The organism is Hyphomicrobium facile, assembly GCF_900116175.1.
GTDB classification, from domain to species: domain Bacteria; phylum Pseudomonadota; class Alphaproteobacteria; order Rhizobiales; family Hyphomicrobiaceae; genus Hyphomicrobium_B; species Hyphomicrobium_B facile.
On record NZ_FPCH01000002.1, the window covers coordinates 336276 to 363183 of the forward strand.

At 53.9% G+C, this 26908-nt stretch carries 21 protein-coding genes; 9 read left to right on the forward strand and 12 right to left on the reverse strand.

Features of this window, described 5'->3' with window-relative positions; translation table 11 throughout:
• Positions 1–38: 38 nt before the first annotated feature.
• The 3 genes from BM399_RS08655 to BM399_RS08665 form a co-directional block, all read right to left on the reverse strand.
• Positions 39–1613 (reverse strand): DUF2779 domain-containing protein, encoded by a 1575-nt coding sequence (locus BM399_RS08655; RefSeq protein ID WP_143111383.1) that lies wholly within the window; start codon positions 1611–1613, stop codon positions 39–41.
• Between the two features lie 302 nt (positions 1614–1915).
• Positions 1916–3634, reverse strand: coding sequence for a DUF262 domain-containing protein (locus BM399_RS08660; RefSeq protein ID WP_177228095.1), 1719 nt, complete (start codon positions 3632–3634; stop codon positions 1916–1918).
• A gap of 235 nt (positions 3635–3869) precedes the next feature.
• Positions 3870–7910, reverse strand: coding sequence for a CHAT domain-containing protein (locus tag BM399_RS08665; protein ID WP_092867125.1), 4041 nt, complete (start codon positions 7908–7910; stop codon positions 3870–3872).
• A gap of 245 nt (positions 7911–8155) precedes the next feature.
• Between BM399_RS08665 and BM399_RS08670 the strand changes: the two genes are divergently transcribed.
• Positions 8156–9208, forward strand: a complete 1053-nt coding sequence (locus tag BM399_RS08670) for a tyrosine-type recombinase/integrase (protein WP_092867127.1) — start codon at positions 8156–8158, stop codon at positions 9206–9208.
• 192 nt (positions 9209–9400) lie between these two features.
• On the opposite strand, the gene BM399_RS21355 is transcribed toward BM399_RS08670, so the two are convergent.
• Positions 9401–9664, reverse strand: coding sequence for a hypothetical protein (locus BM399_RS21355; RefSeq protein ID WP_092867129.1), 264 nt, complete (start codon positions 9662–9664; stop codon positions 9401–9403).
• 1126 nt (positions 9665–10790) lie between these two features.
• A complete protein-coding gene (locus BM399_RS08685) occupies positions 10791–11786 on the reverse strand; it encodes a hypothetical protein (RefSeq protein ID WP_092867133.1) in 996 nt (331 codons plus the stop codon).
• A gap of 410 nt (positions 11787–12196) precedes the next feature.
• On the opposite strand from BM399_RS08685, the gene BM399_RS08690 reads away from it, so the two are divergent.
• The 7 genes from BM399_RS08690 (at position 12197) to BM399_RS08725 (ending at position 20346) form a co-directional block, all read left to right on the forward strand.
• Positions 12197–12478: a hypothetical protein gene (locus BM399_RS08690; RefSeq protein ID WP_143111385.1), complete on the forward strand. Its 282-nt coding sequence runs from the start codon at positions 12197–12199 to the stop codon at positions 12476–12478.
• 34 nt (positions 12479–12512) lie between these two features.
• Positions 12513–13574 (forward strand): tyrosine-type recombinase/integrase, encoded by a 1062-nt coding sequence (locus tag BM399_RS08695; protein WP_177228096.1) that lies wholly within the window; start codon positions 12513–12515, stop codon positions 13572–13574.
• 333 nt (positions 13575–13907) lie between these two features.
• A complete protein-coding gene (locus tag BM399_RS08705) occupies positions 13908–15245 on the forward strand; it encodes a tyrosine-type recombinase/integrase (protein ID WP_092867139.1) in 1338 nt (445 codons plus the stop codon).
• Between the two features lie 247 nt (positions 15246–15492).
• Positions 15493–16341: a DNA adenine methylase gene (locus BM399_RS08710; RefSeq protein ID WP_092867141.1), complete on the forward strand. Its 849-nt coding sequence runs from the start codon at positions 15493–15495 to the stop codon at positions 16339–16341.
• Positions 16328–17608: a metallophosphoesterase family protein gene (locus tag BM399_RS08715; protein WP_092867143.1), complete on the forward strand. Its 1281-nt coding sequence runs from the start codon at positions 16328–16330 to the stop codon at positions 17606–17608. Before BM399_RS08710 ends, BM399_RS08715 begins: the two co-directional genes overlap by 14 nt.
• Positions 17586–19409, forward strand: a complete 1824-nt coding sequence (locus tag BM399_RS08720) for an ORC-CDC6 family AAA ATPase (protein WP_092867145.1) — start codon at positions 17586–17588, stop codon at positions 19407–19409. Before BM399_RS08715 ends, BM399_RS08720 begins: the two co-directional genes overlap by 23 nt.
• 1 nt (position 19410) lies before the next feature.
• Positions 19411–20346 carry a hypothetical protein gene (locus tag BM399_RS08725; protein WP_092867147.1) on the forward strand — a complete coding sequence of 312 codons (936 nt, stop codon included), beginning with the start codon at positions 19411–19413 and terminating at the stop codon, positions 20344–20346.
• Here BM399_RS08725 and BM399_RS08730 read toward each other — a convergent pair.
• The 5 genes from BM399_RS08730 to BM399_RS08740 all read right to left on the reverse strand — a co-directional run bounded on the left by BM399_RS08730 (position 20318) and on the right by BM399_RS08740 (position 22910).
• Positions 20318–20812 (reverse strand): hypothetical protein, encoded by a 495-nt coding sequence (locus BM399_RS08730; protein WP_092867149.1) that lies wholly within the window; start codon positions 20810–20812, stop codon positions 20318–20320. The genes BM399_RS08725 and BM399_RS08730 overlap by 29 nt on opposite strands.
• Positions 20809–20979, reverse strand: coding sequence for a hypothetical protein (locus BM399_RS21130; RefSeq protein WP_177228097.1), 171 nt, complete (start codon positions 20977–20979; stop codon positions 20809–20811). The genes BM399_RS08730 and BM399_RS21130 overlap by 4 nt, the downstream gene beginning before the upstream one ends.
• A gap of 168 nt (positions 20980–21147) precedes the next feature.
• On the reverse strand, positions 21148–21315 hold the full coding sequence (locus tag BM399_RS21135; RefSeq protein ID WP_177228098.1) for a hypothetical protein: 168 nt from the start codon (positions 21313–21315) through the stop codon (positions 21148–21150).
• Positions 21299–21802, reverse strand: coding sequence for a hypothetical protein (locus BM399_RS08735; protein WP_143111386.1), 504 nt, complete (start codon positions 21800–21802; stop codon positions 21299–21301). Before BM399_RS08735 ends, BM399_RS21135 begins: the two co-directional genes overlap by 17 nt.
• A gap of 358 nt (positions 21803–22160) precedes the next feature.
• A complete protein-coding gene (locus BM399_RS08740; protein WP_092867153.1) occupies positions 22161–22910 on the reverse strand; it encodes a recombinase family protein in 750 nt (249 codons plus the stop codon).
• Between the two features lie 179 nt (positions 22911–23089).
• Between BM399_RS08740 and BM399_RS20910 the strand changes: the two genes are divergently transcribed.
• Positions 23090–23572 (forward strand): transposase, encoded by a 483-nt coding sequence (locus BM399_RS20910; protein WP_143111387.1) that lies wholly within the window; start codon positions 23090–23092, stop codon positions 23570–23572.
• Positions 23573–23768: 196 nt separating this feature from the next.
• On the opposite strand, the gene BM399_RS08745 is transcribed toward BM399_RS20910, so the two are convergent.
• Together BM399_RS08745 and BM399_RS08750 are read right to left on the reverse strand one after the other, a co-directional pair.
• Positions 23769–25259: a VapE domain-containing protein gene (locus BM399_RS08745; RefSeq protein WP_092867155.1), complete on the reverse strand. Its 1491-nt coding sequence runs from the start codon at positions 25257–25259 to the stop codon at positions 23769–23771.
• Positions 25256–26602: a PriCT-2 domain-containing protein gene (locus BM399_RS08750; RefSeq protein ID WP_092867157.1), complete on the reverse strand. Its 1347-nt coding sequence runs from the start codon at positions 26600–26602 to the stop codon at positions 25256–25258. The genes BM399_RS08745 and BM399_RS08750 overlap by 4 nt, the downstream gene beginning before the upstream one ends.
• Positions 26603–26908 lie beyond the last annotated feature (306 nt).

Here is a 26908-nt window from a genome sequence, read left to right on the forward strand (position 1 = left end):
TCCCCTCACCCAAGCATATGAAAGCCCCCAAAGGAGATTTATTGCGACAGGGCAATCGCGTTTAGCTCCTTCCAAATGGCGTACATGGCGAAGGTGTCGAGTTCGCAGTAGTCTTTGAGAGCGCCCGATATTGCGCTCCGTTCAGCGCCATCCGTTGTCGTGATCATTTCGGACCAACGTGCGGAGGCGATTCCACCATTTTTGATGTCGAGATGCTCGTAACTTAGGTCCGGGACAAGAACGGGAAGCACCGCCTTAATCGAGGTACTTCCCTTGAACCCTTCATGCACGTAATGCTGATCCACGAAAATATCCCGCAAATCCCGGATCTGTCCGTTGATACGCGTGAGAACAGTAGCCAAGTTGGGGCACCGCGCCGCCATCTCCGTGTTTACGCCGCGCTCGAACGGCGCGTACCAAACGATGACAGAGCCATCCGCTCCGATATGTTCGTCGAGCAATCGAACAACATCCCCAGTCGGGTCGCTCAACTCATCATGCAAAAATTCAAAATGCGCCGGCTCGGCGTCGGGTCCAGTCAGAATGTGCAGTGAGAATTGAAAGGGAATGGGTTGATAGGGACCGTAGCCATCAAACATCGGGATCGCCGGCGCAAACGTCTCATAATCGAGAAAATGAAGCGGCCACTGGTAAGAGGCCAGAGCTTCACGGATACGAACTTTATCGATGATTGACTGACCCGTCTTCGCGACATAAACCTGATTTTTCTGTGCACGGCTCAGGTTAAATTCTTCAGGGATTCCTTCAAGGTTGAATATCCCGCGATCGATGAGGTCAGCGAGCTTCTTTTTGCTGGCGCCGATGCGAACGATGTCGTGCACGGAATAAGCCGGGACGTCGGGATGCGAATAGGGAAATGTGCTGCATTGGCGGCTGCGTCCTTTATAGTGGCAATCGCATCCGTCTTGAGGCTCGTCTGTTTGCTTAAGATAAACGAGAGCTTCATCCATTGCTCGCGTTGTGTCGGGATGTTTTGTTGCAACGCCCGGCGAGCACTCCATTTGCTGCAGAAGGCGGTCGACGTCCAGCGCGCCGGATCGGACATAGGTCTTGTTCAAAAGGATGACGGTGCGGTTGCGCAGAGTGACACCTGCGCGCTCGGCGACAATCGCCTGAAACGTGAGATCGGTAATATGGTCTCGATCATCGATTCCCTCTTTGAGCGCGTTGTTGCCCTTGATTTCGAAGAGATCCCAAGCGCCTTCGGGAGCGGGAGAGATGACGTCACATCGGACGAAGAACCCACCCGACGAAAATGCGGCTTGAAAGATCGTTGCCCCTTTGGCCATGAGCTCCTGAGTCTCACGGACGGCGTCGGCGCCGGTTTTCACTACTAGGACTCCTGCCGGAAAAAGCATACGGGCTGCCCTCTCGACATCGTCTCCCTGTTCGAGAAGTTGCAATTCGAGTTCGGACAAGGCGAATGCCTCAATGAACTCAGGCCGATGCACTTTGAGCCAGCAATTTTTGCGACAGATCAAATAATCAAGGAATATCGTTTTGGTAATGAGCACAGCGCCCTCGAAAGGAATATAGATCGGCAGCCTCGAAAACACACAAAAATTGGTACTGAGAATCGACTCAGCAGCCAAACTTCTGAATAATCGCTCGCAACCAATCGAACCGCCGAATCAGCGCTACTCTAGCGCATTGATCCATTCCTCGTCCCAATCCGTCTAGAAACGAAAAAAAACAAAAAAAGCCGCGCATGCTGCAATCGTCTGCCCTTCCCAATCCAGCATTCCTTTCGCATGCAGAAATCCAATTTCGATTGGAGATTTCTCCTAGAGAATGTATTGAAATGCTGAATGACTTTCACTTCTGAGCAGCAAACCGCCGCATACACCAGGAGGCGTCCGAGACGCCTCCCATCTCTGCTGCGCAGCAGTGCTCCCTAGATGCGCAGGACCCTGTCTGCAAGGTGTAAAAGGTCCCGCTGACGTGACAGGATGGCGGTCTCGTTCCATTCCGAGTTTGTCATAAGAGACGAGTTAAGAGCGAACGATTGATTGCCATCCGTTCCAAAGATCGAACGCTTCTTGCTTGTAAAGTCTGCGTTGCCGATGGTCGAATTGGCCGGGTGAGTGAGGATCGTGAGATTTCCGAGCATGTAGCACAGTTCCCGGCGACGCTTAATATTGGGAAAGTCTTTGACCCATTTGCTATTACGGGCGGGATTCTGCGGAAGCACGTGTTCGAGAGTAATATTTGGCGGGAAAAACGGCGGAATGTCTGACGACATCTCTGCATTCATCCGTAAGAGAAGCGCTTTGAGGTAGGAAACCTTTTCAGCCTTTTCGCCGATCGGGCCTTGCAGCAATTTGTTGATCTGGTCGCGCTCAGCTGACGTCAGGAATAGCTCGCTGTTCAGCGCAAACACATCGCGATTCTGAGCTATGTGTTCGTTGATTCTCTGAAAACGCTTGACCCGCTTGCTCTTGGGGACGCCGAGAATGACGAAGCCCAAACACAATGCATTGAGAGCACGAAAGAAGTCCTCCGACTTTTTTGCGGAAGGACTGTTGGCGTAAATGCTGCTCGTGGGACCACTCGATAGCCACAACAATGCTGTTGGCCGCCAATCGTCGAAAGGCAGGCCTTGGAAGCATGCCACTATTCGATTGATGGACGCGCTACTTGGCCCAAAATCCAGTGTGGCAGAGTCGAACGCCGAATAATTTTGGATGAACCCTTCAAGCCGGCTTCGGAACGCGACCAGTCGGCGTGAGTCCGCAAGCACCTCTTTGAGGCCGACCTTTAGATCGCGCCCGTCGTAATTTGGCATGACCAAGCGCAGGATCGTGTTCACATACTCTTCGAGCCTGTCATCCCCGAGTTCCTCTTGAGCGCGCATCCATGCCAACGAAAGCGCATGAGTCTGCTCGTCGCTCGGATTTAGCTTCCCCATGAGCTCCACCTTGACCAGGTCAAGGCTCGATAACGGCTGCCCTGGTGTATTGACACTGCGGAACAGCAGATACGCGTCATCCAATGTCGTCGCCGTCATCACCACGACGAATGTTTGCCGAAGGATAACGGCAATGAGTTTTTCGACGGTGGCTATGGGATGCTCCGCCGCTTCCTTGCTCAGCCGCCGTATGACGTTGAGCAGGCGATCCATACCATCGGTTTTCGCGTCGGGTGGTAGATGCCGTGTGCTTCCCAGCCGCAATGTGAACTGTTCGAATTCTGTACGATAAGGGGTATGAAGGACGATGCGAGGAGAATGACTATGACCGAGCAACGCATGCTCGGGACGTTCAAAGTGGCTCTGCAAATCGGACTGAGACCGCCCCGCCGGCAATGCATCACGCAATACCGCTAACATTGCCGTCAATGTCACCAAGCGTTGCTGACCGTCCACGACCTCGTGGGGGTCACTCGCTCTCGCTTGGGCTACAACAATTGGCCCTAGGAAATAATGCCCGCTCGCATCTTTGAGTTCGGGATAGTAACTCTCCCGCTCGACCACTGCATAAAGATCGTCGAAAAGTTGGAGCGCCCTGCCCTCGTCCCAGGAGTAAGGTCGTTGGAAAGGTGGCATGCGGAACGTATTCGATCCGCTTAGCATCTGCCCAATTGTTTGGATCTGCGTTTGAAATAATGATTGCATGGAATTGACGCGACTGAGAACCCCCAACTGTACGTAGGTAATATGCCTTCTGACAACGGAGCAATCCAGGAGAAAATATCGACGAGTGAGTGCAGCTGCACGATAGCATGCTAATATCGTCATTGACCTTGCGGACGAAAAGATAAAGTTCGCCCAAGCGGACGACGTTCATGAGACCGCTTAGTCGCCTAAAGCCTCACTTCGACAACGGAGAACAGCTTGACCCTCCGGATCTCTACCGGCTTCCAAAAAAATCGGTAATCCAGGTGCTGATCGGGTGTGTCGGTGTCGTTCCAGCTACGTCGGCATTGGATGCAAGGCCAGGCACACCGCCAAGACTCCCGTAAGCGAGCACACGGTCATCCTTCTCTGTTAGTCCGTGAACGAAAATGTTCAATCCGGCGGACATATCGTCTCGATCAAGTACAATGCCTTTCTTCGAGAGCTTGAGGATGACCCCCTCGTTCTTGCCCGTGGACTCGCTCCAGTGTTTATAGCCGTAATCTAGGACGTGACTGGCATCCATAAGCCCCAATCCTATAGTCCGCATGCGCTGCACGGCGACCCAAATGTGTTTTGGCTCAATTACCAAGCCGGAAACCGAACTCGAAAACAGATCGTCGTCCTTCCAGATGACCGAGATATCGCCGGACTTCTCGAGCGTGGCAACTGCAGCAACGCCGGTCACGCCGCACGGCTCCGACAGTTCGCCACCGAGAAACAAATTGCTAGTATCGCCAGCTATAGCCTTTGACTTGAATCCCTCGATTATTCTTGAACGCCGCACATCCAGACTCACGGGATCAATCTCGTAGACTGTGGTGCGTAGTCCTTGCCAGCAAAAGCGGGGCAAACCGGAAATATCTTTCTTGTCAAAGTCGAAGCTTCTGGATGGGTTGGCGGTAATTGCGGCCACAAGACCCCCGTTCCACATAGCAAGGACACCAGCGCCCCCAAAACCACCCGTTGACTGCGTCTCTAGCGTGACTCGTTTTCCAACTTGGCCATTCGCACTCACAGAGACAACGATGACGTCGTGAGGTACGTTTGATGCGAGAACGGGCATCATCAGGACCCTAGCGCCATCGGTCGTCGCGACGACATCTGCTGGAATGAAGCCGCTCAGATCGGGAAACTCAGTCTTCCACTGCTCCCGCCCATTGGTATCAAAGGATCGCAACACTGGTATCGGCGGTTGGGTTGATGCATAGCCAGTGACGTAGATGCTTGTGCCCCCTATTGCGAACCGCCCCATCCCGACATCGCGCGAGTCTGCACGCCAACGCTCAGTACCGTCTCGCGCGTGGCGACTGAGAATGCCATTCATATTCTTGCCGTTCCACTCCCCGATCAAAGCGATCAGCAGGTCATCACCCTGCGCCGTAGCTTGCAGGATTTCACCTGTGTCCGAATAACCGGAAAGGTATTCAAACGAAGAAGAGGCTACCGACGTTAATGGCGATTGTTCACGCCGAGCAATCGCACCATTGCCGACCACGGTGAAGGCCGCCCAATAATATGGGTGCTGGTGGAGCGCATCGCCTCTGGACAGGAATGACCGGACCGCGAGACCAAAGGCGGGGGCTGCACCTTCTGATTTATCCGCATGCCAGTTCTTGATGAAGGACGTTACGAGTTCCTGCGTGGCAATAGAATCGACGGACCAAAGTGAGGCCAGGGCCGTAGGTGCACCGGCGACCGTAAAGGCCGCTTGCAGGTCCTGCACATTGCGGCTTGCTTGCGCCACATCATACTTGGCGGTGTTGCACGCGGATAAGATGACGAGCCTCGCATTCAGCCTAAATTGAGAAATTTCCGATGCCGACAACAGTCCGTCATCGAATGGATCTTTCGGGTTGCCCGGCGTCAGCACCAGCGCGCCTTCCGTCATGCCTTTGGCGTCCCCCATTGTCAGGCCATGCGTGGCGAAATGCAGAACATCGTACTCAGCTAGCGGCTTCGACCTGAAGCTCTCTTCCGTCGCTTTGTTGCCGAGTAAGACACTAGAAGCGGGCGCGCCTAATTCCGCAGCTGCGGATTTCAACTCGTCGGCGGTTTCGGGAAGTGGCTGAAAGTTCAGGATGCCGTTTGGCGTTTTCAGACTTCCCCTGAAAAACTCAGTTGATTCGAGGGCACGTGCATGATCACCGAAGTCTGGATCGCCGATTCCGAGGTAGGGGCGGGCGGAATTGCCCGCCAGCTTGGCGCGCGTCGCAAGCATGTGGCGGGCGGAAACAACGACTGAGAACGTCAGGTCTCGCGCCAGCCAGTGGGCCGTCCTAAGGTCATAGCCTTCGCCGATACGCTTGGGTTCTTCGGCGAGGAGTGCGCCGAGCGGCACACTCGCGAAGTTGGGAGGTAGCGCCACCGTGACGTGCGTTCCGGAAGCGAGGCAGCTGTCCAGTCCACCAAACAGATAGTTGCGTACGCGGATCGCTGACGCCACGGGAAATCTTGAAGCCGCATCCAAGTTTTTTGGACGTTTCGAGGAAGCATCACTGACGGATTTCACGTCCTTCGCAATCGCTGAGTCAAAAGCGGCGGTTGAGAAGGTCGCGAAATTTCGCCGTATGCAAAACCTTCCGTACCCAGCCAGAAAGTTGAAATATCCAACATACGCTTCACCTTCACCGAGGGATTTCTGAACCGCTTCCAACGAAGGCAGTCCTGCCGTTGGACCTTGGCGCTGGTTTTGGAACTTCTGCTTCAGTTTCGACAGTCGCGTGATGGCGGCGCTGTAGTCCGTGAGTACGTCGCCGTTTTGATTTGGAAGTGATGCTCCATTCAATAGCTTATAAAGTTTTTGGAGCTCCCAGGCCTGCTTTCTTTCTGCCAGTTGGAGATAAGCTTGAGCGTCCCTACGCGATTCCTGATTTGGCTGCGCCGCAAGCATCGCGGCGGTATCGACCAAACGATGCCGTAAATTGCGCCCGAGCACCTCGCTGCCCTTTATCATCAGATCAATGTTGTCGTTGCCGGCCCGGTTAGCGGCAGCGGTGAGGCCGCTGGCGATGACAATCTTGTCGACCATACTGGCGATCTGAAATCCCTCGAAGCTGGCGCGCAAAACCTTATCGAAGTTGTCGAGGCGGTCTTTGGCCGCCGAGATCACGCGGGTGCGTCCGCTTTCCACGTTGCCGTCAGAAAGATCGAGCAATCCTAGTGTGAAGTTGCGATATGAACGCATATCGGCAATTTCGATGCCGGATACATTCCAGGTGGTCTCCTTCTCGAAAATTTTTCGCCAGCGCGCATCCGGCTTGGCTTTTGTTGCAACAGCGACCAATACTTCCGACACACCGAAGAAGAACTCGGTGTTTGTGCGAAATTCGCCACGCTGCAAAAGGTCCTCCCGATGTGCGTGCATTGGATGACGCTGGTGGATCGCCTGTGCTTCATCAAGATTGCCGTCGAGAACCATCGCTGCGGAGGCCATGCTGTTAGCAATAGACATACGATGCAACTTCACGCCTTCGTCAATGTCGAGCATTTGCCAAGCGTCCGCCGCTTGCACGAAGGCCAAGGCGGTCGGTCCAAAGCTGTTCGTGAACGACAGCGCATGCGCCGCAATATCCACGTAACGAGTTCTCAAGACACTGCCGGGCGCAAGAACGCGAGAGAGAAACGGGTTCGCTTCGGCAAGAAGCGCAAACGCGCCTACAATGTCTTGCCCTTCGAACTCTGCTTCGAGAAGCTCCACAAGCACCTTAGCGATCGCATACTTACTATCGGGGTCGGCCAATAGAAGACCGAATAGAGCCATGGAGCGCGACTGTTCCGCAGCCGCGCCGTCAATTCGTTGGAGAAAATAGTCATGCAGCGCAAGCTCGAGTTCGGAATATAGAGTGCGATGTGGAATAGGACTTGCTACTGAACCGGCACCGCCCCTCTCGATCAAACCTCTCAGGTAGTCATCCTTCTGGTACCAGTGATTGAGCTTCGTTTCGTAAAGGACAAAATCCGGCCAAAAGATCGACATCCGCTTATCGGCACTGAGGAGAGGACGAGCCTGCTGCAAGCTTCGGCCCACGCAATCCCAATCATAGGCGATGGCACAAATCTGCACGAGATCGCGCAGAAGAACTCCCTTTCGAATGGGATCTGCAGTCTGAGATATCTCCTCGGTTAGTCGAGCTTTTGCTTGCCTCAGTTGTCCTTGCTGCAAAAGGGCGAAAGCCGTGTCATCCTGAATATCAAATGGACTCTTTGCTTCGGCATCCGCGCCGAAAAGCAATGCGATCACGAAAAGCAGAGTGCCAAAATGCCGTTCGATCATTGAACTTAGCCCTGTAGCGCTGGCGGTTCAAAAAGGTCCTAATCCTCGTGTTGGACTGCAGCGAAGGTAACTTGATCCATTCGTCCCCTCATTCCGCTTTCTATTGGATACACAAAAAATGCTGGGCGGGCGGCAATGTATTTGTGTCGGCTACTCCAGCTTCTTTTCGCGTGCAGAACCCAAATTCAAATTGAAAATTTCTCTTTTCGATAGTAATATATCTAAATGATTTCAATTAGTTATGAATGCCAGACGCCGTGCAGTCCGAGATCTCTCATTTCAACTCCGCCCTACTTTCGGAGAACGCACGTCGGTACGCAGCGAGTTCGTTTCGGCCTGGCACGCGCCGCCAATATGCGACGGCCCTCAAACAGTGGCTCCAATGGCGGGGCCTAATCGACCTCGAGCCTGCCGACACAATCGACGTTGCCAACTACCTCGCGGAGCTTGCCTCTGCGGGCAAAAGCATTTCAACATTGAGGACCGCTATTGCGGCGATTAGAGCCGGGCATACCGCAAAGAGCTGGTTATTCGATACAACGGCGCCACCGATCAGCCTTGTGATGCGCGGCATCGCCAATGCGCACTATCAACTGCCCCGGCAAGCCGAACCGTTACGCGGCAGCGTCCTCTCAGATATCCTGACCACACTTGCTGAAGGCCGTCCTTCCCTGCGCGATCGCCGTGACGCGGCAGTTCTCGCGCTCGGATACGCTTTCGCCCTGCGACGTGCGGAGCTGGCCGGTCTCGACTTCGAGCGACTCGGCCACGGAGAACGAGGCGGGACCGGCGTGCTCCGACTGACTCTGACGACGATCGAAGTCATGTTCGCGATCTCCAAGACGTCACGCGGGATGCCAGAAGTTGTATCGGTTCCGCGAGACGAGCTAACCTTGGCCGCGACGGCCATCGAAGCCTGGTTAGGCGCTGCCGACATCAAACCCGGGCAACCTGTATTTCAGCGCATAACAAAAAGCAGCAAGATCCGAGGTCGGCTTTCAGGTCAGACCGTCGCGGCAATCGTGAAGACCCGCGTCGCTGAGCACGGCCGTATGAGGCATGGCACGGAGAATTGCTTTGCGGAGTTTGATGCTGCACGTTTTTCCGGTCATTCGCTTCGGGTTGGCTTTTGCGTGTCGGCAGCGGAGGCAGGTGCCGACATCCGATCGATCGCTAGCGTGACCCGACATCGATCCATGGTCATGCCGGCGCGATATTCCCAGCGCGCAGACCAACTCCGCACATCTCCGCATCGGCTCGTAGGAGTCGGGCTTAAGTCGCTAGAGGTCAACGAATGACAACAGTCATCAAGTTTCCTCGACCTCAACGTCACCAGGAACCAGACGAGGAAATTATCGAGCTACTCGCAGAGCTTTTGGAGAAGGCGAAGTCTGGCGAGCTGCAAAGTCTCGTCACCTTGAATCGGATCAAGTGGAACGAACCAAGACGAAGTTACAATCCTCGGGGTCGAGGAAGAGATGAGCGCAAGGTCATTGTTTTTCCTCGTTGTCGAACCCGTTCGGCTCGTCTTCGAGAGCTACGTCCAGCATTCTTGTTATTGTTGACGAGGCTACATGCAGTCCACCGATCAGACTTGCCGCGTGCCCCTTGTCCATCTTCATCGCGAGCTCGGGCGCACCGTTGCCGACTCGAGTATTGCCGCGTTGGAATTTCGCGAGGGTCACCTCGTCGACAAGCTGGTTTTCGCCGCTACTGTGCTTTAGCGCCTGGAAGTTGGTTTCGAGATCTGTCACCGGATGAATTTCGGCGCCGTTACTACGATGAGGTATTGAACCGGCTCGACCCCAAGCGCGTCATCGCCGACCTCGAAGGGATGGCCGATGGAAGGACCGTGGCCCTGTTATGTTTCGAGCCGCCGACGCCGGAGTCTCCGTGGTGCCATCGAGGTCTCGTGGCTCTTTGGCTCTATGAGACGCTCGCACTTCGAGTGAGCGAGTTTGGACAGAAGGGTTGTTGCGCCGCGCATCCGAAACTACACCCACAATTTCGTCGAGATGCATCGGCCCAGTACGACCTATTCGACATCTAGCTGAGGTCTTCAGATTTCTCGTCCCATGACGCGTGAGAGCGGTTGGGAGAATTAGAAGAAAGACCCGACCGATACGTAATGCAGAAATCACCTTCGTCGATCGACGGAGCTCCTGCTGCTGCCAAGCCCTACCGGGAGGCCTTCATGCCGACGAAACGAGCGGTACGACATGCCTTTCGCTTCCCGGTTCAAAGAACGGCCCGTAGCGGGCAGAGGATGGGTCAGGAGCGGCTTCCTTTATATCTCCGCTACTGGCCTAGCGGGGACAAGGATCGTCCGCCAGCGGTGTCGTCGAAGCCCGCAATGCGCGAAGTTTGAGCGGGCGATAGATGCGACGGCGATGAAGACGTACGTGCGCGAGCAAAGCCGCTCAAGACTCGCCATCGAACACGCGCGTCTCAGGACGGCGTCGCGATTCATCTCGATGCTGCGAAGGAGCGTGGCGCGCCCGACGAAGGCGACGGCTTGCCGGAGCCATAGGCGGGCTAAGCTGTTCAATTGACGGAGCTGGAAGGGTAGCAGCGGATTGTGACGACGATGTGCGTTTCTGTCTTCCTGCGGTTGAAAGCCTTCGAGCGATTCAACACCACTTCTCGATGTTCGATCACTTCTTGCAGTTCAGATAGGCCTGCATACTGTTCTACGGGTTGGCTTCTCGGTACGAAAGCCGGGTTAGGCTCTCGTGTTAGAGCCGGGTTAGGCGCCACTATCCGCACTGGGTGAGGTTCTCGGGAAACCTGGGTTGGGTTCTCGGCGGCGCCGGGTTGGGCTTCCGGGCCGACTGCCGGGTTAGCGGTCCGGGCGATCAAATTCGCTCAAATATCGCCGGATTAGGTTTCAGGAGCGACCCATATTTTCGAACCGTCAATAGCGTTGAAATGTCCCTCTTCGGTCACCTCGGGCAGCGTGACCCGCCCGTAGCCGATAGCGACGAAAATCCCGCGCTTCACGCATCTGCCGTCGCCGTCGTATTGGCTGAGAAGCCGTTTCAATCCCTTGTCAGCCCACGCCAACGACTTGAGGCCTGACGTCCTCAGATCGTTGCGGGAAAACTCAGCGAATCCTCTCGCGAGGTGAAACTTTCTCAGGATCAACGTCGCCACCGGAATTTCGGCGGACAACCGAAATTTTCCCGAGTGAATGTGCCGCTCGACCTCGCTGAGCAGGTCATCAGGGAATTCGTACTGATTGGGCCTTTGCCGTTTCGATCGAGGCTGATTGCACTTTTTCACGGTCAGAAGCTCGGCATCTCCCCTCTTCTTGTTCAGGACATAGACCATCCACGGCGTGAGGCCAGCTCGGACCGCCAGCGGTCCCGGAAGCTTTGTATCCGTCTTTTTGCCATCGGCGCCTCGTGGGACCACACCCTTTGGCCGCTTTGAGGTTCGCACCTCGCACCGCTCCGTCAGGTTCGGGTCCTTCGGTCTGTTCTTGAACGAACGCTCCGCGAGCATCAATCGCAGAAGGCCTGCTCCATACAATCCCGCATCGAACGACGACAGCGAGATGTACACGCGCTCGATCTGAGGACGCCATGCTCTCGGATTGATCAGCGTGCTCGCGCCCGAGTTCGACACCAAACCACCTCCGGCGGCAATTTGCCGGAGCAGATCAGCATCCCGACCGCGATGCCAATCGGCCCATGGCACATCACCATTCGCGCTCCGCGAAGTGAGCTCGTCCGGCAAACAACGAAGCTCCGTGCCGAAATGCAAATCAGGGCCGGTGGTCTCCAGGAACCTATCAGGTCCGGACGCAACAACTTCACGGTCCAATTGTGTCGAGCCTTTAACGACGTCTTCGGCGTCGCTTGGCGTATCCCTCATGTGGCGGAACTCCCATTCGAATGCTCACGCGTTCGCTGCCGTGCGGCATCGCCCAATACGGATATCGCGAAAAGCGACGAATGCCATTCCGACGAGAATGACAACTCAAAAATACGCAGCCGATGAACAAATTGGACCGGAATTAGAATTCCGCAGCGAATTCAGCGCATCGAGAATTTGGAAAGTACAATAAATCTGTACTATACTGTTTTTACAGGCGCTTTCCCGTGAATTTTATTCACAGATTTATTCCGATTTTCGATATAGGATATTTGCCAATTCGACGCCGCGAGCGCTATTTGTCGGAACAAGGGACGACGATAAAAATCCCGAGGAGAGAAGGTCGATCGACTGAGCAAGAGGAACGAGAGGACGGAGTCGGAATCAAAAAATGACGAATGGAGTCTCTCTTGAAAAAGCGGAACGTCTTCCGACCCTACATCCCTGAGATCGTAGATGCCGACACAGCTGCCTATTTGCTCTGCATTTCGAGATCGACGTACGACAATTACGTCGATCTCGGGTTCCTTCCGGAAGCAGACGTCGTCTTCGGCAATTTGAAGCGATGGCGTTGGTCGACGATCGTTGATCATATTACTCGTCACCCCAGCGTAGCGCTTATCGGCGCTGACGTGGGGCAAGTGGACCCTTACCTGAAGGCTATCTGGGATGGGGCGAAAGCGACTCGCTAGACAATCTCTTCCCGCGCATGTGCACACGACCCGCATGCGCGGGAAAGAATACTACGCCCTTCACCCGCATCGCGGCACCAAGCGAGCGGGGAAGCGAGTTCCGCTGCCCGGATGTCCATATCTTCCGGATGGCACGCCCAATCCAGAATGGTGGTCGAGCTATCGAAGCGCTGCTGAAGCAATAGGACTACTGCATCGGAGTTCGACTCCTCGGCCTGGCACGATTGCGGCGGCCATCGCCGGCTACATGGAAAGCCCCGATTGGCGTATCTCGCTTAAACCCGGCCCGCGTAAAGAATATGCGCGCCACCTAAGATACGTGTCTGCTGTCTGGGGCGAACTTGCCCTCGCCGGAATTGAAACCAAACACGTCATGGAGCTGCGCGACTCGCGTGCCGACACTCCTCCGGACGCAAACAACCTCGTCATTGCTCTCTCGAGCTTGATGAAGTGGAGTGTCCTTCGCGGACTGCGAGCAACCAATCCTTGCCGCGATGTGCCGAAATTCAAAGGCGGTGAGGGATATGCGCCGTGGCCCTGGGAGGCGATCGAGCATTTTCGTCAACATGCTCGTCGCGAACTGGCTGATGCCGCCGATTTGGCTCTGTACACGGGACAACGCCAGGGCGACGTGCTCGCGATGTCATGGCGCGACTACACTGGCGATCTGATTTGCGTTAAGCAGGCGAAGACATCGAAGTCTCTCAGGCTAGCCGTCCATCGTGACCTGCAGGCCGTACTCGAACGCCTGCTGGAGAGAACAGGTTCGACTTTAGCCGAACTCCGGTTGAGCAATGCGCGCATTCTCCTGAACAGTCGGGGCCTACCCTGGAAGACAGGCTTTAAGGCGTCCTGGCAGGCCCAGTTCAACAGACCAATCATGGCGTCGCTGAGAGAACGGGAACTCGTCTTTCACGGACTGCGCAAGTCGGCGGTTGTCTTTCTGCTCGAGGCGGGAGCCACGACCGCCGAGGTGCAAGCCATTACCGGGCAATCGATGCAGATGGTGGAGCACTACGCGCGACAGGTGAACCAGAAGAAACTGGCGCGCTCGGCAATCCTCAAGTGGGAATCGGCGTCGAGGGACGAAGCGTGAATAGATTGACCACGATTTGTACAACGCGTGCGCCGAATTGTACAACGGAAGCCCGGTTCGGTGCGTAAGCCTTTGAAAAATGGTCGGAGCGAGAGGATTTGAACCTCCGACCCCCAGTCCCCCAGACTGGTGCGCTGTAGCGGCGGTTGTACGACCACTTCCGGCGCGGTTAGCTTAACATGTTAGGTAAACGCCTGTATTTCCTCGCGCTTTTAGAAGAAGTCTGGCTGGATGGCACACGGCAAGAGTGTGTTGACTGCGCTCTTCAGTGGTTTCTGATGAGGAAAGTGTGTCCCCGGCGTGTCCCCGGCGGACTACAGGGAACAGTGCGCGATGAAGCAAAGGCTCACCGACGAAACGATTGCGACTATCGATGTGGCGCCACCGGCGAAGCGACTGGAAGTTTTTGACACTGTACTCCCCGGTCTTGTTCTGAGGGTCACTGAGCGTGGCATCAAGAGCTTCGCGGTCCGCTATCGGCACCAGGGCAAAACTCTCAGGTGCACGATTGGCAAAACGCCTCCCCTCAAGCTCAAGAAGGCGCGCGAGATCGGATACGGGCTCCTTGCAGCCGCGCGAGAGGGTCTGAACCCGATGGCCGAAAAGCGCGCTGCGCAGAAAGCCAAAGATACTTCGCCCCCGTGCGAAAAGGTTGTTGAACGCTTCATCGAGAAAGGGCTTTCGGGAGCCAAACCCGACCATGCCAAGGAAGTCGCGCGCCTTCTGCGAAAGGAAGTCGCAAATAGGTGGAAGGGGCGCACACTCGCAAGTGTCGAAGCGGCCGATGTCGCAAAGCTTCTGGAAGGCATCTCCGCTCCCAGCACACAGCGCCACGCCTACTATGCGCTTCGCCTGCTTTTCAAATGGTCAAAAGGCGTCGGAATCATTTCGGCTTCGCCAATCGGCAAAGACTTTCCCAATCCAAGCAAACCGAGAAGCCGCGAGCGAGTGCTTGAAACGGAGGAACTGAAGGCAATCTGGACAACCGTGATCGGTACCTACTCCACATTCAACGCCATCGTCCAGCTACTCCTAGTAACCGGCCAGCGTCGGGATGAGGTTGCTGAGGCAATGTGGAAAGAGTTCGATTTCTCGAAGAACGTCTGGACCATCCCAGCGCACCGAACGAAGACCGGCGACAAGCCCCATCGGCTTCCTCTGACCGATCTTATGATTCAAATTCTCAACAACATCCCTCGGGGAGCATCTACTTATGTCTTTCCAGGTCAAGGGGCGAAGAGAGGTACGTTTTCGGGATGGTCGCGGTCGAAGCGCCGCCTCGACGAAAAATGCCATATCAGCGATTGGCGGCTTCACGATTTGCGGCGCACGATGAGTACCCGATTGGCGGAAAAGGGCGTCGCGCCACATGTCGTCGAGCGCATTATCAATCACAGGGACGGACAAGTTTCAGGCGTCGCCGCAATCTACAACCGGGCTACCTACGAGAAGGAGATGCTGGAGGCGTTGGAACGCTGGTCTCGCCACTTAGAGAACCTTTATCGGTCAACTATGTGGGTATTGAAGGATACGCCGCAGAATCGCGCAGCACTTGAAATGCTCGGCCCCTTAGCCGAATCGAATGGAATGGAGAAGCCATCGCGCCGAATCAGGATCGCGCCGCCGAACGATTGCGCGACCAGCAAACGCGAGTATTCTAGTAGCTTGTAAGATTGCTTTTGCTATATATGGCCGATGCTTGGGGTTGTGTCGTGGCTGCGAATCGCCGCCGTTATTCGCGCTTTGATGCCACTCAAGCACGCTATCCTCGCCATTCCCGTCTCTCTCTCAGAAACCGTCCCGGCAGGGTGACTTGACAACTATTGCTCTGACGGACTGACTATTCGTCTTCGCAAGTCGCGATTGCCAATTCTTCCTCGTCTCGCAGACGCGTGACAATTTCAAATTGGGGTGCACGATGCCGTTGAGCGCGAACGCTTCTATTCACGGCGAGAACCGTGCGCGGGGTGCTAGCGTTTTACGGTGGGCGGGAAGCAAGAACAAAAGCCTCGGTGCCCTCAGTAGATTTTGGTCTAACGGGCAAACTTACGTTGAGCCATTCTGTGGCTCAGCGGCGCTTTTCTTTCACCTCAAGCCCCATAGAGCGTATTTGTCGGACCTCAATTCCGATCTCATAAATACGTTTGAGCGGGTGCGTGATCATCCCGAGTCATTGTGGAACGACCTCTCCGCGCTTCCCAACGATCCGAGCACCTACTACGCGCTGCGCGAGCAGTTCAATTCTCGCAAATTGAGCGAATATCAGTCCGCAAAGATATTTCTCTATCTAAATCGGAGATGTTTCAACGGCCTTTGGCGCACCAATAAACGCGGGCAGTTCAATGTACCCTACGGAGGCGAGAAGACCGGGTCACTTCCCTCACTCGAACACTTCAAAAGAGCAAGCGCTCAACTTTCACTTGCTTCGATGAAGGTAAAAGATTTTCGCGTTGCTCTTTCTCGGAAGTGGAGCCCCCGACACTTTATCTATGTTGACCCTCCGTACCTCTCCGCCAGAAAACGAATCTTCGTTGATTACAACGCCAGCATATTTAGAGAGAGGGATTTTGACGATCTAATCGATCTTCTCTCTATCGCTGACAAGGGTGGCGCTAAATTCGTTCTGACTTACAAGGACACATCAAAACTTCGAAAAGCTTGCCTCCAATGGAATAAGCATCGAATTAGCGTGACTCGGAACGTCGGAGGATTTGCCTCCTCCCGCAAGGTCGATAAGGAGATGATCGTGACAAATGTCGAAGGCTAAGAAGACTGTTGCACTGCCGACGGCCGACAAATTTGCCGCTTTGGTAGTAAGCGACATTCACGCAATCGATACGGATCCCACAAGTTCCAGCGCGGCGTCCTACGTGAGCGCCAGGCAAATTGCTGCTGACACGATAAAAGATCCGCTAGGTGAGCTACGGAACACCATTAATTCGGGTGTTCCAAAGCCTGATTGCATAATCTGCCCCGGCGATCTTGCCGACAAGTCAAACCCTTCAGCACTCAGTTACGTTTGGAATGAACTCTCAGCCATAGCAAAATCTCTGGGCGACGTGCCCTTGATCGCAACGCCGGGAAACCACGATCTTGATTCCCGGTTTAAAATTTCCGATTACGACGCTCGCGGACAAATAATGGCCGTTCGCCCCAGGGTTCCTTGGGACGACCATCGGAACTATTTGGAATTCTGGGCTGAGCATTTCAGCATTCGGCGCGTTGGACCTGCTCGTATAGTTGCTTTGAACAGTGCCGCGTATCATGGATACGGCAAATCAGAAAAAAGCGAGTACGAGCATGGTCGAGTTACTCAACGAACCGTTCAAAACATCGAACAGCGTCTAAAAGAAGGTGCTTCTGATTGCGGGTTCAACATTCTCGTTTGTCACCATCACCTCGTCCGCAACAATGAGATTTCTGAAGTCGATTATAGTCAAATGGTCGGTGGCGACGAACTCCTGGCCATGATTGGATGCGGCTCGTATGGGACCTGGCTCGTAATCCATGGTCACAAACATCGACCTCGGTTGTTCTACGCGGGCGGAGGTGGTAGCGCACCTGTGATTCTGGGGGCAGCGAGTTTCAGCTTCAATGTCAATCAAGATGCGACCAACAAATCCCCTAACCAGTTTCATTTGGTAACGCTCGACAGCCGCAAGGCAGAAGCTATCGGTCAGGGTATCGCGGGCGAAGTTCGAAGTTGGGATTGGGACTACGGACGTGGGTGGAGGCGCGCACAGCAGAACAGGGGCTTGCCCACACGCGCTGGCTTTGGGCACCGAGGTGACGCCGCGTCCGTTGCTCTCGCCATCGATAAACTGCTGAGAGAAAAAAATCTCTCAAGCATTAATTGGCCGGAACTCGTATCATACATACCCACGGTTGATTGCTTGCTTCCTCAAGACGCTGAGCTACTTCGTCAAACACTTAAGTCAAGGTTTGGGCTCAACATCATTGATCCTGAGGGCGTGCCGCTCCAAGTTGGGCGCGAATTTTCAGGGGTGGCCAATGCCTACAAAACTAGCGCTTGAGTTCAACGCCCGTTTCGTTCCGCCCGCGAAGGTCGCTGCATCCTTCGTTGAGCCGAACCAATTTGATGACGTGGCGTCGATGAATCACAACATAATAATAGGTCCGCGCGGTAGCGGTAAAACAACATTACTCAAGATGCTAACTATCAGCGCCTTGGAGAATTGGCGCGCACCGGGAACTGATCAAAAGATTAGAGAAATCGAATTCAACTCCGCTTTCATAGCGTCCGATCAAGTTTGGAGCGAGCAGCTTGCTAACGCGTCGACAGAGGAAGATGAGTGGGGAAGGGCCGCTTTTTATACGCACACCGTACTCGCCTTAATAAATGCGATACACGAAGCGGCCAATTTAGGAAGGAAAGGCTCTCCTGATTACTTATCTCACCTTGCGTTCCAGGTTGATAGCGAGCTTGAGGCCACGTTTGTCCAGATGGTTGCGCAGGGCCTTCGTATTGATGTGCCCGCAACGACTTTCCTCGGATTAGAGGTAGCCCTTCGTAGCTATCTCGGCCTGATGGATCCTCGAAACGCAAAAACGAGGAACTTGTCAGCAATTCCATTCTCCAACACTAGCGACTTTTTCAATTCTCTTTCTTTGATCCTCGACGTGATCAATGGTCTCATAGGACAACCCCACCGACGCTGGGGGCTTTTGTTCGATGAAATCGAGATCGCTCCTCAGCACATCGGCAAACTTCTCTTCAAGTCTCTGCGAAGTTTTGACCCGAGATTTATAATCAAGATGGCCTTCTGGCCGTACATGAGTGAACTATCGAAAATTCTTCAGTCGAGCACGATAGCGAAAGCCAACCACGATTACAAAGTTGTCAGCCTCAGTTACGCCCACAAGAACGACACGGATGCGTTTTCGGCAACGTTCGCAGAACATATTCTTCGAAAACTGAACGTCACTCGGAGCGAGTTTCACGAGATATTCGGCACATCAGTATTTGAAAAGGGACGCACACGTTATTCGGCCTCCACAGGGGCAACGCCTCAAACCGCTCCCGACATTTTCGAGGAGCTAGCTTCGAAAGATCCATCGTTCAAAGCTTATTATAACTCTAAGCGACTAGGCCGAAAAAGTCGCCTGACCGAGAATGAATCCGCGGCGCTGGTGCGGAAGGTGTTGCCCGTCGTTGTTATGCGGAATTTTTATCTCCAGCATTGGGATAAATCGTCGAACGACGATCTCGGAAGAGCAAAACAGAGATCCCGAAAAAGTCCATCCCTGTACGCAGGCTATCCGTCGATAATTCAATTGGCTGACGGAAATCCCCGGACCCTGCTTATATTGCTAACGCCGCTCGCAAAGGCCCTCGAACAAGCGCGTGAAAGTAATGCCAAAGCTAGGCTCTCCGTACCGTTGCAGAACATCGCTATCGAGACGGCGTCTAGCCATGTTCAATCGCTTCTTCTTGCGACGCCGGTCTCTTTACAAGGGCCGCTTGCTCGTAAAGGTTTACCGGGGCTTGTGGACGTTATTGGAGATAGACTAGCAGCGCGTTTGCTAGGTGAACATTTCGACCCAGACTACGTAGGATCTTTTATGTTCGACAAGAGCCTGCCTCCGACAGCGGAAGAGGCAATTGGCGAAGCGTTGAATGCGGGAGCTATAATCTATGTTCCAGAAACTGGTGTCTCTCCCGACAGTATATTAGAGGGACTTACAAACAAGCGCTTTAGAATATCCTATACGTTATGTCCCCGATATAAACTGCCTCTGATTTTGGGAAGACAAATTGCTCTTTCCAACCTCCTATCTGAAGCAGCGCAAGAAGAGCTATTTGCGGAGAGATAGGATGAGATCGGTGGAGGTGATTGGAGAAAAAGGATTGGAAAGCGCCGATTTGTTTATCGGGGCAATTGGATACGAACGCCGTGCACGATTTGCGCTGGAAAAATTCTCAAAGAAATCCGAAACGAAAATCGGTGCATTCATCGGCCTTGAGTTCCCGTTCCATCAAGTTCTCGATTATTCAGAGAATCTTGAACTGTTTCGAAGCATGAACGCATCGACGATACCGGGCTGCGAACACGGGACTACCGAGGAACTTGTAAAGCGCTTCTCGGCTACCGCAGGCTTGGATAGTCATCCTCTGACGCTGATCGTGGACATCAGTGTTATGTCACGGCAAATGATGGCAAATGTCATATGCGCAATCGACCGATTTTCGATGGATCGAGAAATTGCGATACATGCCGTATATGCACCCGCCACCTTCGAGAAACCCCCAATTACGCCGCCCATGCGATTTGCCGGTCCGGTTCGGGCCGAGTTCGCTGGATGGTCCTCTCGCCCGGATAGTCCACTGTGCCTGATTATGGGATTAGGATATGAGGAAAACTTGGCGCTCGGTGCTATATCGTATCTTGAGCCGGGAAGGACGGTACTTTTTTTACCGAGGGGGCTGGACCGGCGCTACATACCGCTTGTTCGAGAAGAATCTAAAAAAATCTCGTCACACATTCCTGCAATCAATCTTGAATATAATCTTACTGAGTGGGGGAGCTCCCTAAACCTTCTCAGAAGGGTTTGCGAGCAACTACTAGTTGACGGACGTGTCGTGATCGTACCGTTCGGACCAAAAGTGTTTGCCTGGAACGCGATGCTTCTTTCGTTGATCGATGGATTTCGAGAGGTCTCTGTCTGGAGGTTCAGCGCGGAGGATGATGCGGAACCGCAGAACCGACATCCTGCTGGGGAAATTATTCGCGTTGATCTATCGGTTGCATAGTGGCGCGAATGGAAGAAGAAGCGACAAGCGACGAGCCGAGGTTCTCATCGATCTCGGAGAGCGCAGGAAATTCCGAACACCAATGCGTTTCCAATTCGGCAACAGATTTGTTCGATGCAGCGGCATTTATGTTTAGGAAAAAGGGAGTGGGTTCCGCCCGAAATTCGGCAGCGAGGAAAGCGGAGCAGTATTGCTCCCAGTTGCCCAGCAGAAGATCATATCGGCCACGCGCCATCGCCAGCCAGGGCACTTGTGGCGCTAAATCGTACATGGCTAGAATCATTACTGTAGCCGTGGTGACTTCTGAGAACAGTAGACAGGGCTTATTGGAATAGCGGTGCAGAACTACGAATGCCCGGTCTGTTGCTGCTTTGACCACTTCCGACATCGCAAAATTTGCAAGCGACTGCTCCCAGCCCAAGAGCCGTCCGTCATGAGCCTCCGAGCGAATGTATAGCTCGTTCATTTCGAAGATATCCGCTGAAAGAACACGGTGTTCGCGATGGCCAGCTGCCGATCCGGGCGAAGCGCGTCGAACTCGCGTTGCGACATTCCCATCTCCGCCTCGGTAAGAGACTGTTCGGTGATGCGACCCTCATAGGTCCCCGCATTCGCTCGTCGAAGCATTTCCATACTGGTTTCCGGACCTCGACCCGTGCGGGGATAACTGGGTTTCAAATCCTCCGCAGGCATTTCCAGCGGCGAGGTATCGCGCTCGCAAGTTTGCTGCTGTGAGCGAGCGCCTCTTCCTTGCGTTTAGATTCGGCACGTAGCCAGTTTTCGGTTAACTGACGATCTTCTTCAGCGGTCCACATACTTTCCCTCATCAAGTTTGTCGAAGTCCTCCTTCGACCAGCCATAAATCTTCTGCGGCGGTGGGATTTTGCGATCAAGGACGAGACGCAACAGACGATGCTTGCTGACGCCGAGCCGCGCGGCAGCGTCCTTCGCCTCAATTACAAATTTCATGACGGATCTTTTCATTGGCCTGCTCAAGACTTGATGCGACCAAATCGAGCGAAGTTGAGAGTGCCGAGTCGATCTCGCTCAGACTCGGGGTTCGGAGGCAATTGGTTCGGAGAAGCTCATTTGCGGCTCGCAGCGTAGCGTCGTGATTTACGCCTTCGAGTTGGCCGAACATGCCAACTTGCACGTGAACGAATGCCCGCGAAAATCGCTTCCAATCGTGTTCAAGAGTTTTGCCAGCCCCAGACGCGGTCAATAAGGTCGGCGCGAGGGCAGCGCGCTTCAGCCCGTAAAATACCAGCAGCGAAAGCTCTTCCGGTTTAATCGTTGGAACAATCAGGCATACCGGGCCGTGATCGTGCAGTCGCATAAACGGCACGTGAGACCGCGACTGCACAATCTCGCGCAGGCCCCAATTGGCCAATTGGAGGGCCCAGGGACTCAATGCCCCGCCGAAATGGGGCAAATTGGATTTCGAACGGTACGCCATAACGATTTTCCCTATGCGGCGGACGCATTCGCTTGGCCTTTTTCCGGGTCGCAGAAATAAGTCGATATACGCCCGCCGCGTTATCCATATATGGGAAAACAGAAAAATAATTCAATAGGTGCAGTCCGTTAATGCCTGAAATCGTCTGCCCCATTTCAGCAGCGAGGGCGCCGCTTTTTAGGGGGGATCAAAAATATCCCATGGGGTCCCCATACGGCCATTCCCATTTCATTTTCGCTTTTCCCAATATCCATTAAATCGGGGCGGTCCCACATGATTCTATTTATAGAACATGCAATAAGGCTTGCCGCGACACCGAAATTGCAACTCAAAATTCGATTGCAATCTAATGGCTTGCCTAGGTGGAGGACTGCCGGACGCCGCTCCCCGCGCAGGCAGCCGTCGGTGGCAACGGTTCCACAAGCTGCTGCCAAAGCCTGAGCACCGACTTGTGTGATGCGGCGTAGCCCTGAGCCTTCAGTGAACCAGCGGCGAGGCGTGCTGAGTAGCCCTGCTCCTTGAGCTTTCTTGCCTCAGCTTGCAGTTCAGCATCGACCATGAGCATGAGCTTTCCCGTTGACGGATCAGTTTCGAGGGCAAAGCCGAGCGGCACGCCGCCGCCCATGTACCTGCCTGACGAGCGTTGGCTCTTCTTCACGTCGCGAATTCTCTCAGCGATGCGGCTTCGTTCGAACTCCGCGACGTTACTCAGAAGTCCGAAAACCAGCGACGACACGTTGGACATGGTGACATCCCCGCCAAGGTCACGGAGGTAAAGGCCAACGTTTCGCTTTTTGAGAATCTTCAGTGTTCCACTTGCGTCATGGGCGTCGCGGAAGACGCGATCTAGCTTCGTGCTGACAATGATGTTTTCCGCGTCGGCCACCGAAAGCAACTGAGCGCCGCCGGGACGACTGGCAAATGGCACTGAACCCGAGATGGCTGGATCACTATAGATTTCCACGAGTTCGAAGCCTTCCAACTCGCAGACAAGTTGTATTGCCCTCTTTTGGGCTTCCAGCGTGTCGCCTCTCTCGCTTTGCGCCTCAGTAGAGCAGCGGCAATAGCCAAACGCTTTGCGTTTTATGGCGGCATTCCCAGACCGCATGGCTTTACCTCCTCTTTTCTTGGGGAGGCACTACAGCAGCTCCCCAACTGAGGTAAAATCTATAATGTCCGCGATGTTTTTCAAGTATTACCTCGGATCAAGGTGAACCTAATTCTTGATATTACTACTCATGGACCCCATTATTAATCATAATAAACACGTTCGGAAGAATTAAGCCTATGATAGAACAAATCACACTTGTAAAATCTGCAGAAGATTTCGATCAGATAGCTTTGGCGCTCGGAGTTCCGCGCTACACCCTTCCCACCAAGATCGAGCAACGGCAGGTTCAACCACCAACGCCATGGGAAGTCGCGTTGACCGGATACGAGCTAGACGAGGAAGAGTGGCGGATAGTTGGGCCGCTGGTCCCGCGAGGAATTGCCCATCACGCACGGTGCGACCGTTCTTACGTCAACGCCTGTTTGGCCCGCCAGCGCCTTGCGCGTTACGGCAAGTCCTGGTGGTACTTGGACCCGTCACTTGGACCCGTATCTTCATTACGCGGTCGCTATTTGCGATGGGTGTCGCTTCGCTGGTTCCAGAAACTGTTCGAGGATCTGACGCGGTTTGGAGGACTTTCCTCCGCCCGAATGGCAGAATTCGAAAATTTGGCTACCGAGGCAGAAAACCGCTTGCGCCGGAAAGGCGCTCACTCCTGAATGAACGATCAGAGAGACGGGCAAGAGTTGGTCGCAATAAGCGCTCTAAATCGTGAGCAGGCTTATTACGCAACCGAGAAACGCTGAAACAGCAACTTCGTGCAAACCTACAGACAGGTATCGAGTACTGTTCAACAAGATATAAATTCAATTGCCTGTGTTTCAGAGTTTCACTGTTTCAAAGCAAGCGAACGACTCAAACCTCGCGATACGTCACATCCGCACGGGCTTCGCCGACCTTCTTACCTTCGAGCAACTGCGTCTTAAGGCAAATCTCGTTCGAATTTGCCATGAGCAGCAACCAATCATCGCTCAGGTCTCCGGTCGGCAGTTCACCGAACATGTAACCGCGTGTCATCTTCCCCGCGACACGACGATTCGCCGGGATAAATCCCAACTTTGTCATTGCCTGTTTGATTGCGCTGGAAATCGCCGAATTCAACTCGGCGTCCCCGGGCAAACATGCGGCCGCGCAGACCTGTTTGAACGGGATGAATACGCCTGAGCGAGAAAATCGAGCCATGAGGGCCCGAATTTGGACGGGGTCAAGATTCTCAAGCAGGCGCTCGTAAATTTCACCGCCCGTAAACCGCTCATCTTGTTGTGCGCGAGCAAGAGCAAGAATATCAGCAGTCGGATAGATGACAGTCAGATCGTTTTCCTTTCGCGCTTTCGTTTCCATCGCGGCAGCTTCCCCCCACAATTGCAGCAACACGTCCTTCAATCCATCCACATCGATGGGGTTTTCCGCATCCGCTGCGCATTTCAAAGGCCAGAATCGAACACTCCCAGTCGGGTCCGAAAGGTATTTGTGGTCATTTGTTGTGCCCCAACAGACGAATTGGCGTGGGACTGTCGAAACAGTCCGGTCATAAGCACGACGCGCCCGGTCGATCGCGCGAGACACAAACGACTTAATTTTTTCGATTTCCGAACGCTTTTTTTGAGCCATTTCTCCGAACTCGGCGATGAGAATGCCTCCCATCAGTTCAATGACTTCCTTGGAGCTTGCGCCGATTTCGAGGTTGTCATCAAAGTACTTGTCAAAAGCCAGGGCTCGTAGAAAGCTTGATTTTCGTGCATCTTGACCACCTTCGAGCACGGGAACGTACTTATAAGGTGTTCCCGGAAATCGAACGCGACGAACAGCAGCTATCATCGCGCTCTTCCCGACGAAGCTTGTAAATTCGTTTTGTTCGACCCGCGCGTAGTCGGAGAGAAACGTTGCAAGACGAGGCTGTCCATCCCACGCGACTTCGAGCCGATTGAAAAGTTCATGAAGCGGATTATAGGCCAGTTCCTCCGCGATGACGAAGAGATGCTGGATGAGGACGGCTTGCGAAACCTGGTATCGTGCCTGCTCGAACGCCGACCAGATGGCTCGGAGCGATGCGTCCGTCAGTTCGCTATGCCCTGCGACGCCGCGCAACTCGTAGATGTTCGCGAAAGAATTATAAGCAATCGCTATGCGAAAAAGCATAAGCCCTTCGCGCGTATTTTGGATTGTCTTCAATGGCAATCCCTTGCGGCTCAACTCAGTAAACGGCGTAGAGAAATTGAAGCCGCCGTTACCATCGGGCACGAGCAAGGTCGCGACAATCGTTTCTACTTTTTCTCGAAACGACTCAGTATCTATTGAACCTTCGCAAGCCGTCTCTTCCTCAAAAGCGGGTGTATTCAAAATCATGGACTAACTCCCATCTCGCGGACCATTTTGGCGTACGCGGCTGCATTAGATTTTTTATATTTTGCGCCGGTTCGCCCGGGGCAAAATTCGGGACAGTTCTCGCGCGCAAGGAAGATGAGGGTACCCATGCTCGCTTTGCGATCCGCACGTTGATCGCGCTCAAGGCCGTCCCAAATTTTATCTACTCGGCTCTCGTCATAGAGTTCTGGCGCGCGCATGGACCATTCGTGCGCTAAAGACCGACCGGCGTCGCTTCCATCCGTCTCGTTATGGATTGCGGCTAATGCTGAAAACCACTTCTTGTACTCGATGCTTGCCGGTATGTGATCCAGGCACTGGGCGACTTGGGCTGCAACACCTTCCGCACCTGCCATTTCTCGTGCTTGTCGCCGCGCTTCCGATAGCTTGATCGTTTCGAGGCGGCGCTTTTCAATATCCGTCTTAATTTCGTTCCAGATGACCTCCCAATCGAAAAGCTCGCCTTTGAAAACTTCGACGCTATGTCCGACTGATGACCGGAGAGGCTTTGCGGGCGTCCAATGAATTCGAGAGGGGTTCTCGCAACTCTTATCGTAGGAAATGGTATCCAAGATGGTGGTGCCCACGGCGTGGTAGATCGCACGGAAACCGTCCTGCCCCACAACAGCAAGCGGTATGGGCTTTTTCAAAAAGAGAATGCTTCGTGATTTCTCTTCAGGATCGTGTTGCATCTCAAAATGAGGGTTTTCGACCGCATCTTGAATTTTACCCTCGTGAAGGACGGTTACGTTCTTCAGTTCCGAATATTTCGAGATGGATGCGCAGAATTCTGCCACTTCCTCGTCTGAAACAGGAACGCTCGGGAATTTCTTGCGCCGAGCTAGTAACGCGGCGAATTCTTTGTCCTGAAGTTTCTGACGTGAGCGCCCGTGATTGAAGGTCGTGTAGACGACACTGGCGCAGCCGAACTCCTTAAACGCATCGCAAACGGCGTTATATTTCCCAGTGTTGTCGATGTCATAAGTTAGGGCGTCTACGGTTTCGAAACAAACGTCGGTACGATACCCGAGACCGTTCCCATAGATTAATCCGTGCAGGTCTTTCTTGCTCTGTTCCCGATGCTCCGACAGGAACGCCTGAAAAATTCCTCCCAAAGGAACATTTCGTAGCGGCTGAAAACCGTCAAACTTGTTTCGAACATAACCGATGCTCATAGGATGATACGCGAGGCTGTGGCCAAGCTTTGGCACGGATAGAGCAGCCGAGGCTCGAATGCGATCTACAGCATCGGGATCGGGCTCAAGCTCCACGCTTGGTTTCTTGCGACCAGCATTTGGCCGCGAATTATCATTCACCGCTTTCATGTGCGATGTTCCTTTCGCTTAATTTTCGTTTGTGCGCGATGAGGCGCCTTATTTTTTAGGAATTCAGGCGCTGTTTCAAAGCTTCCTGCTCGGCCACTAGCGCTTCCACTTCGGAGCGAAGCCAGAAGACCTTTCGGGGGCTTGCGCGATACGGTGGGCTTAACTTGGTCCCCACCAGGGTCCAAAGCCGAGTGCTGTAGGTTGCGAGCAGATCGCAAGCTTCAGCGGTTGAGACGTAGCGAGAATTTTGCACGTGTAGCTCCTGTTTCAGTTACAGGAGACAAATATAAATATAGCAACAAACTC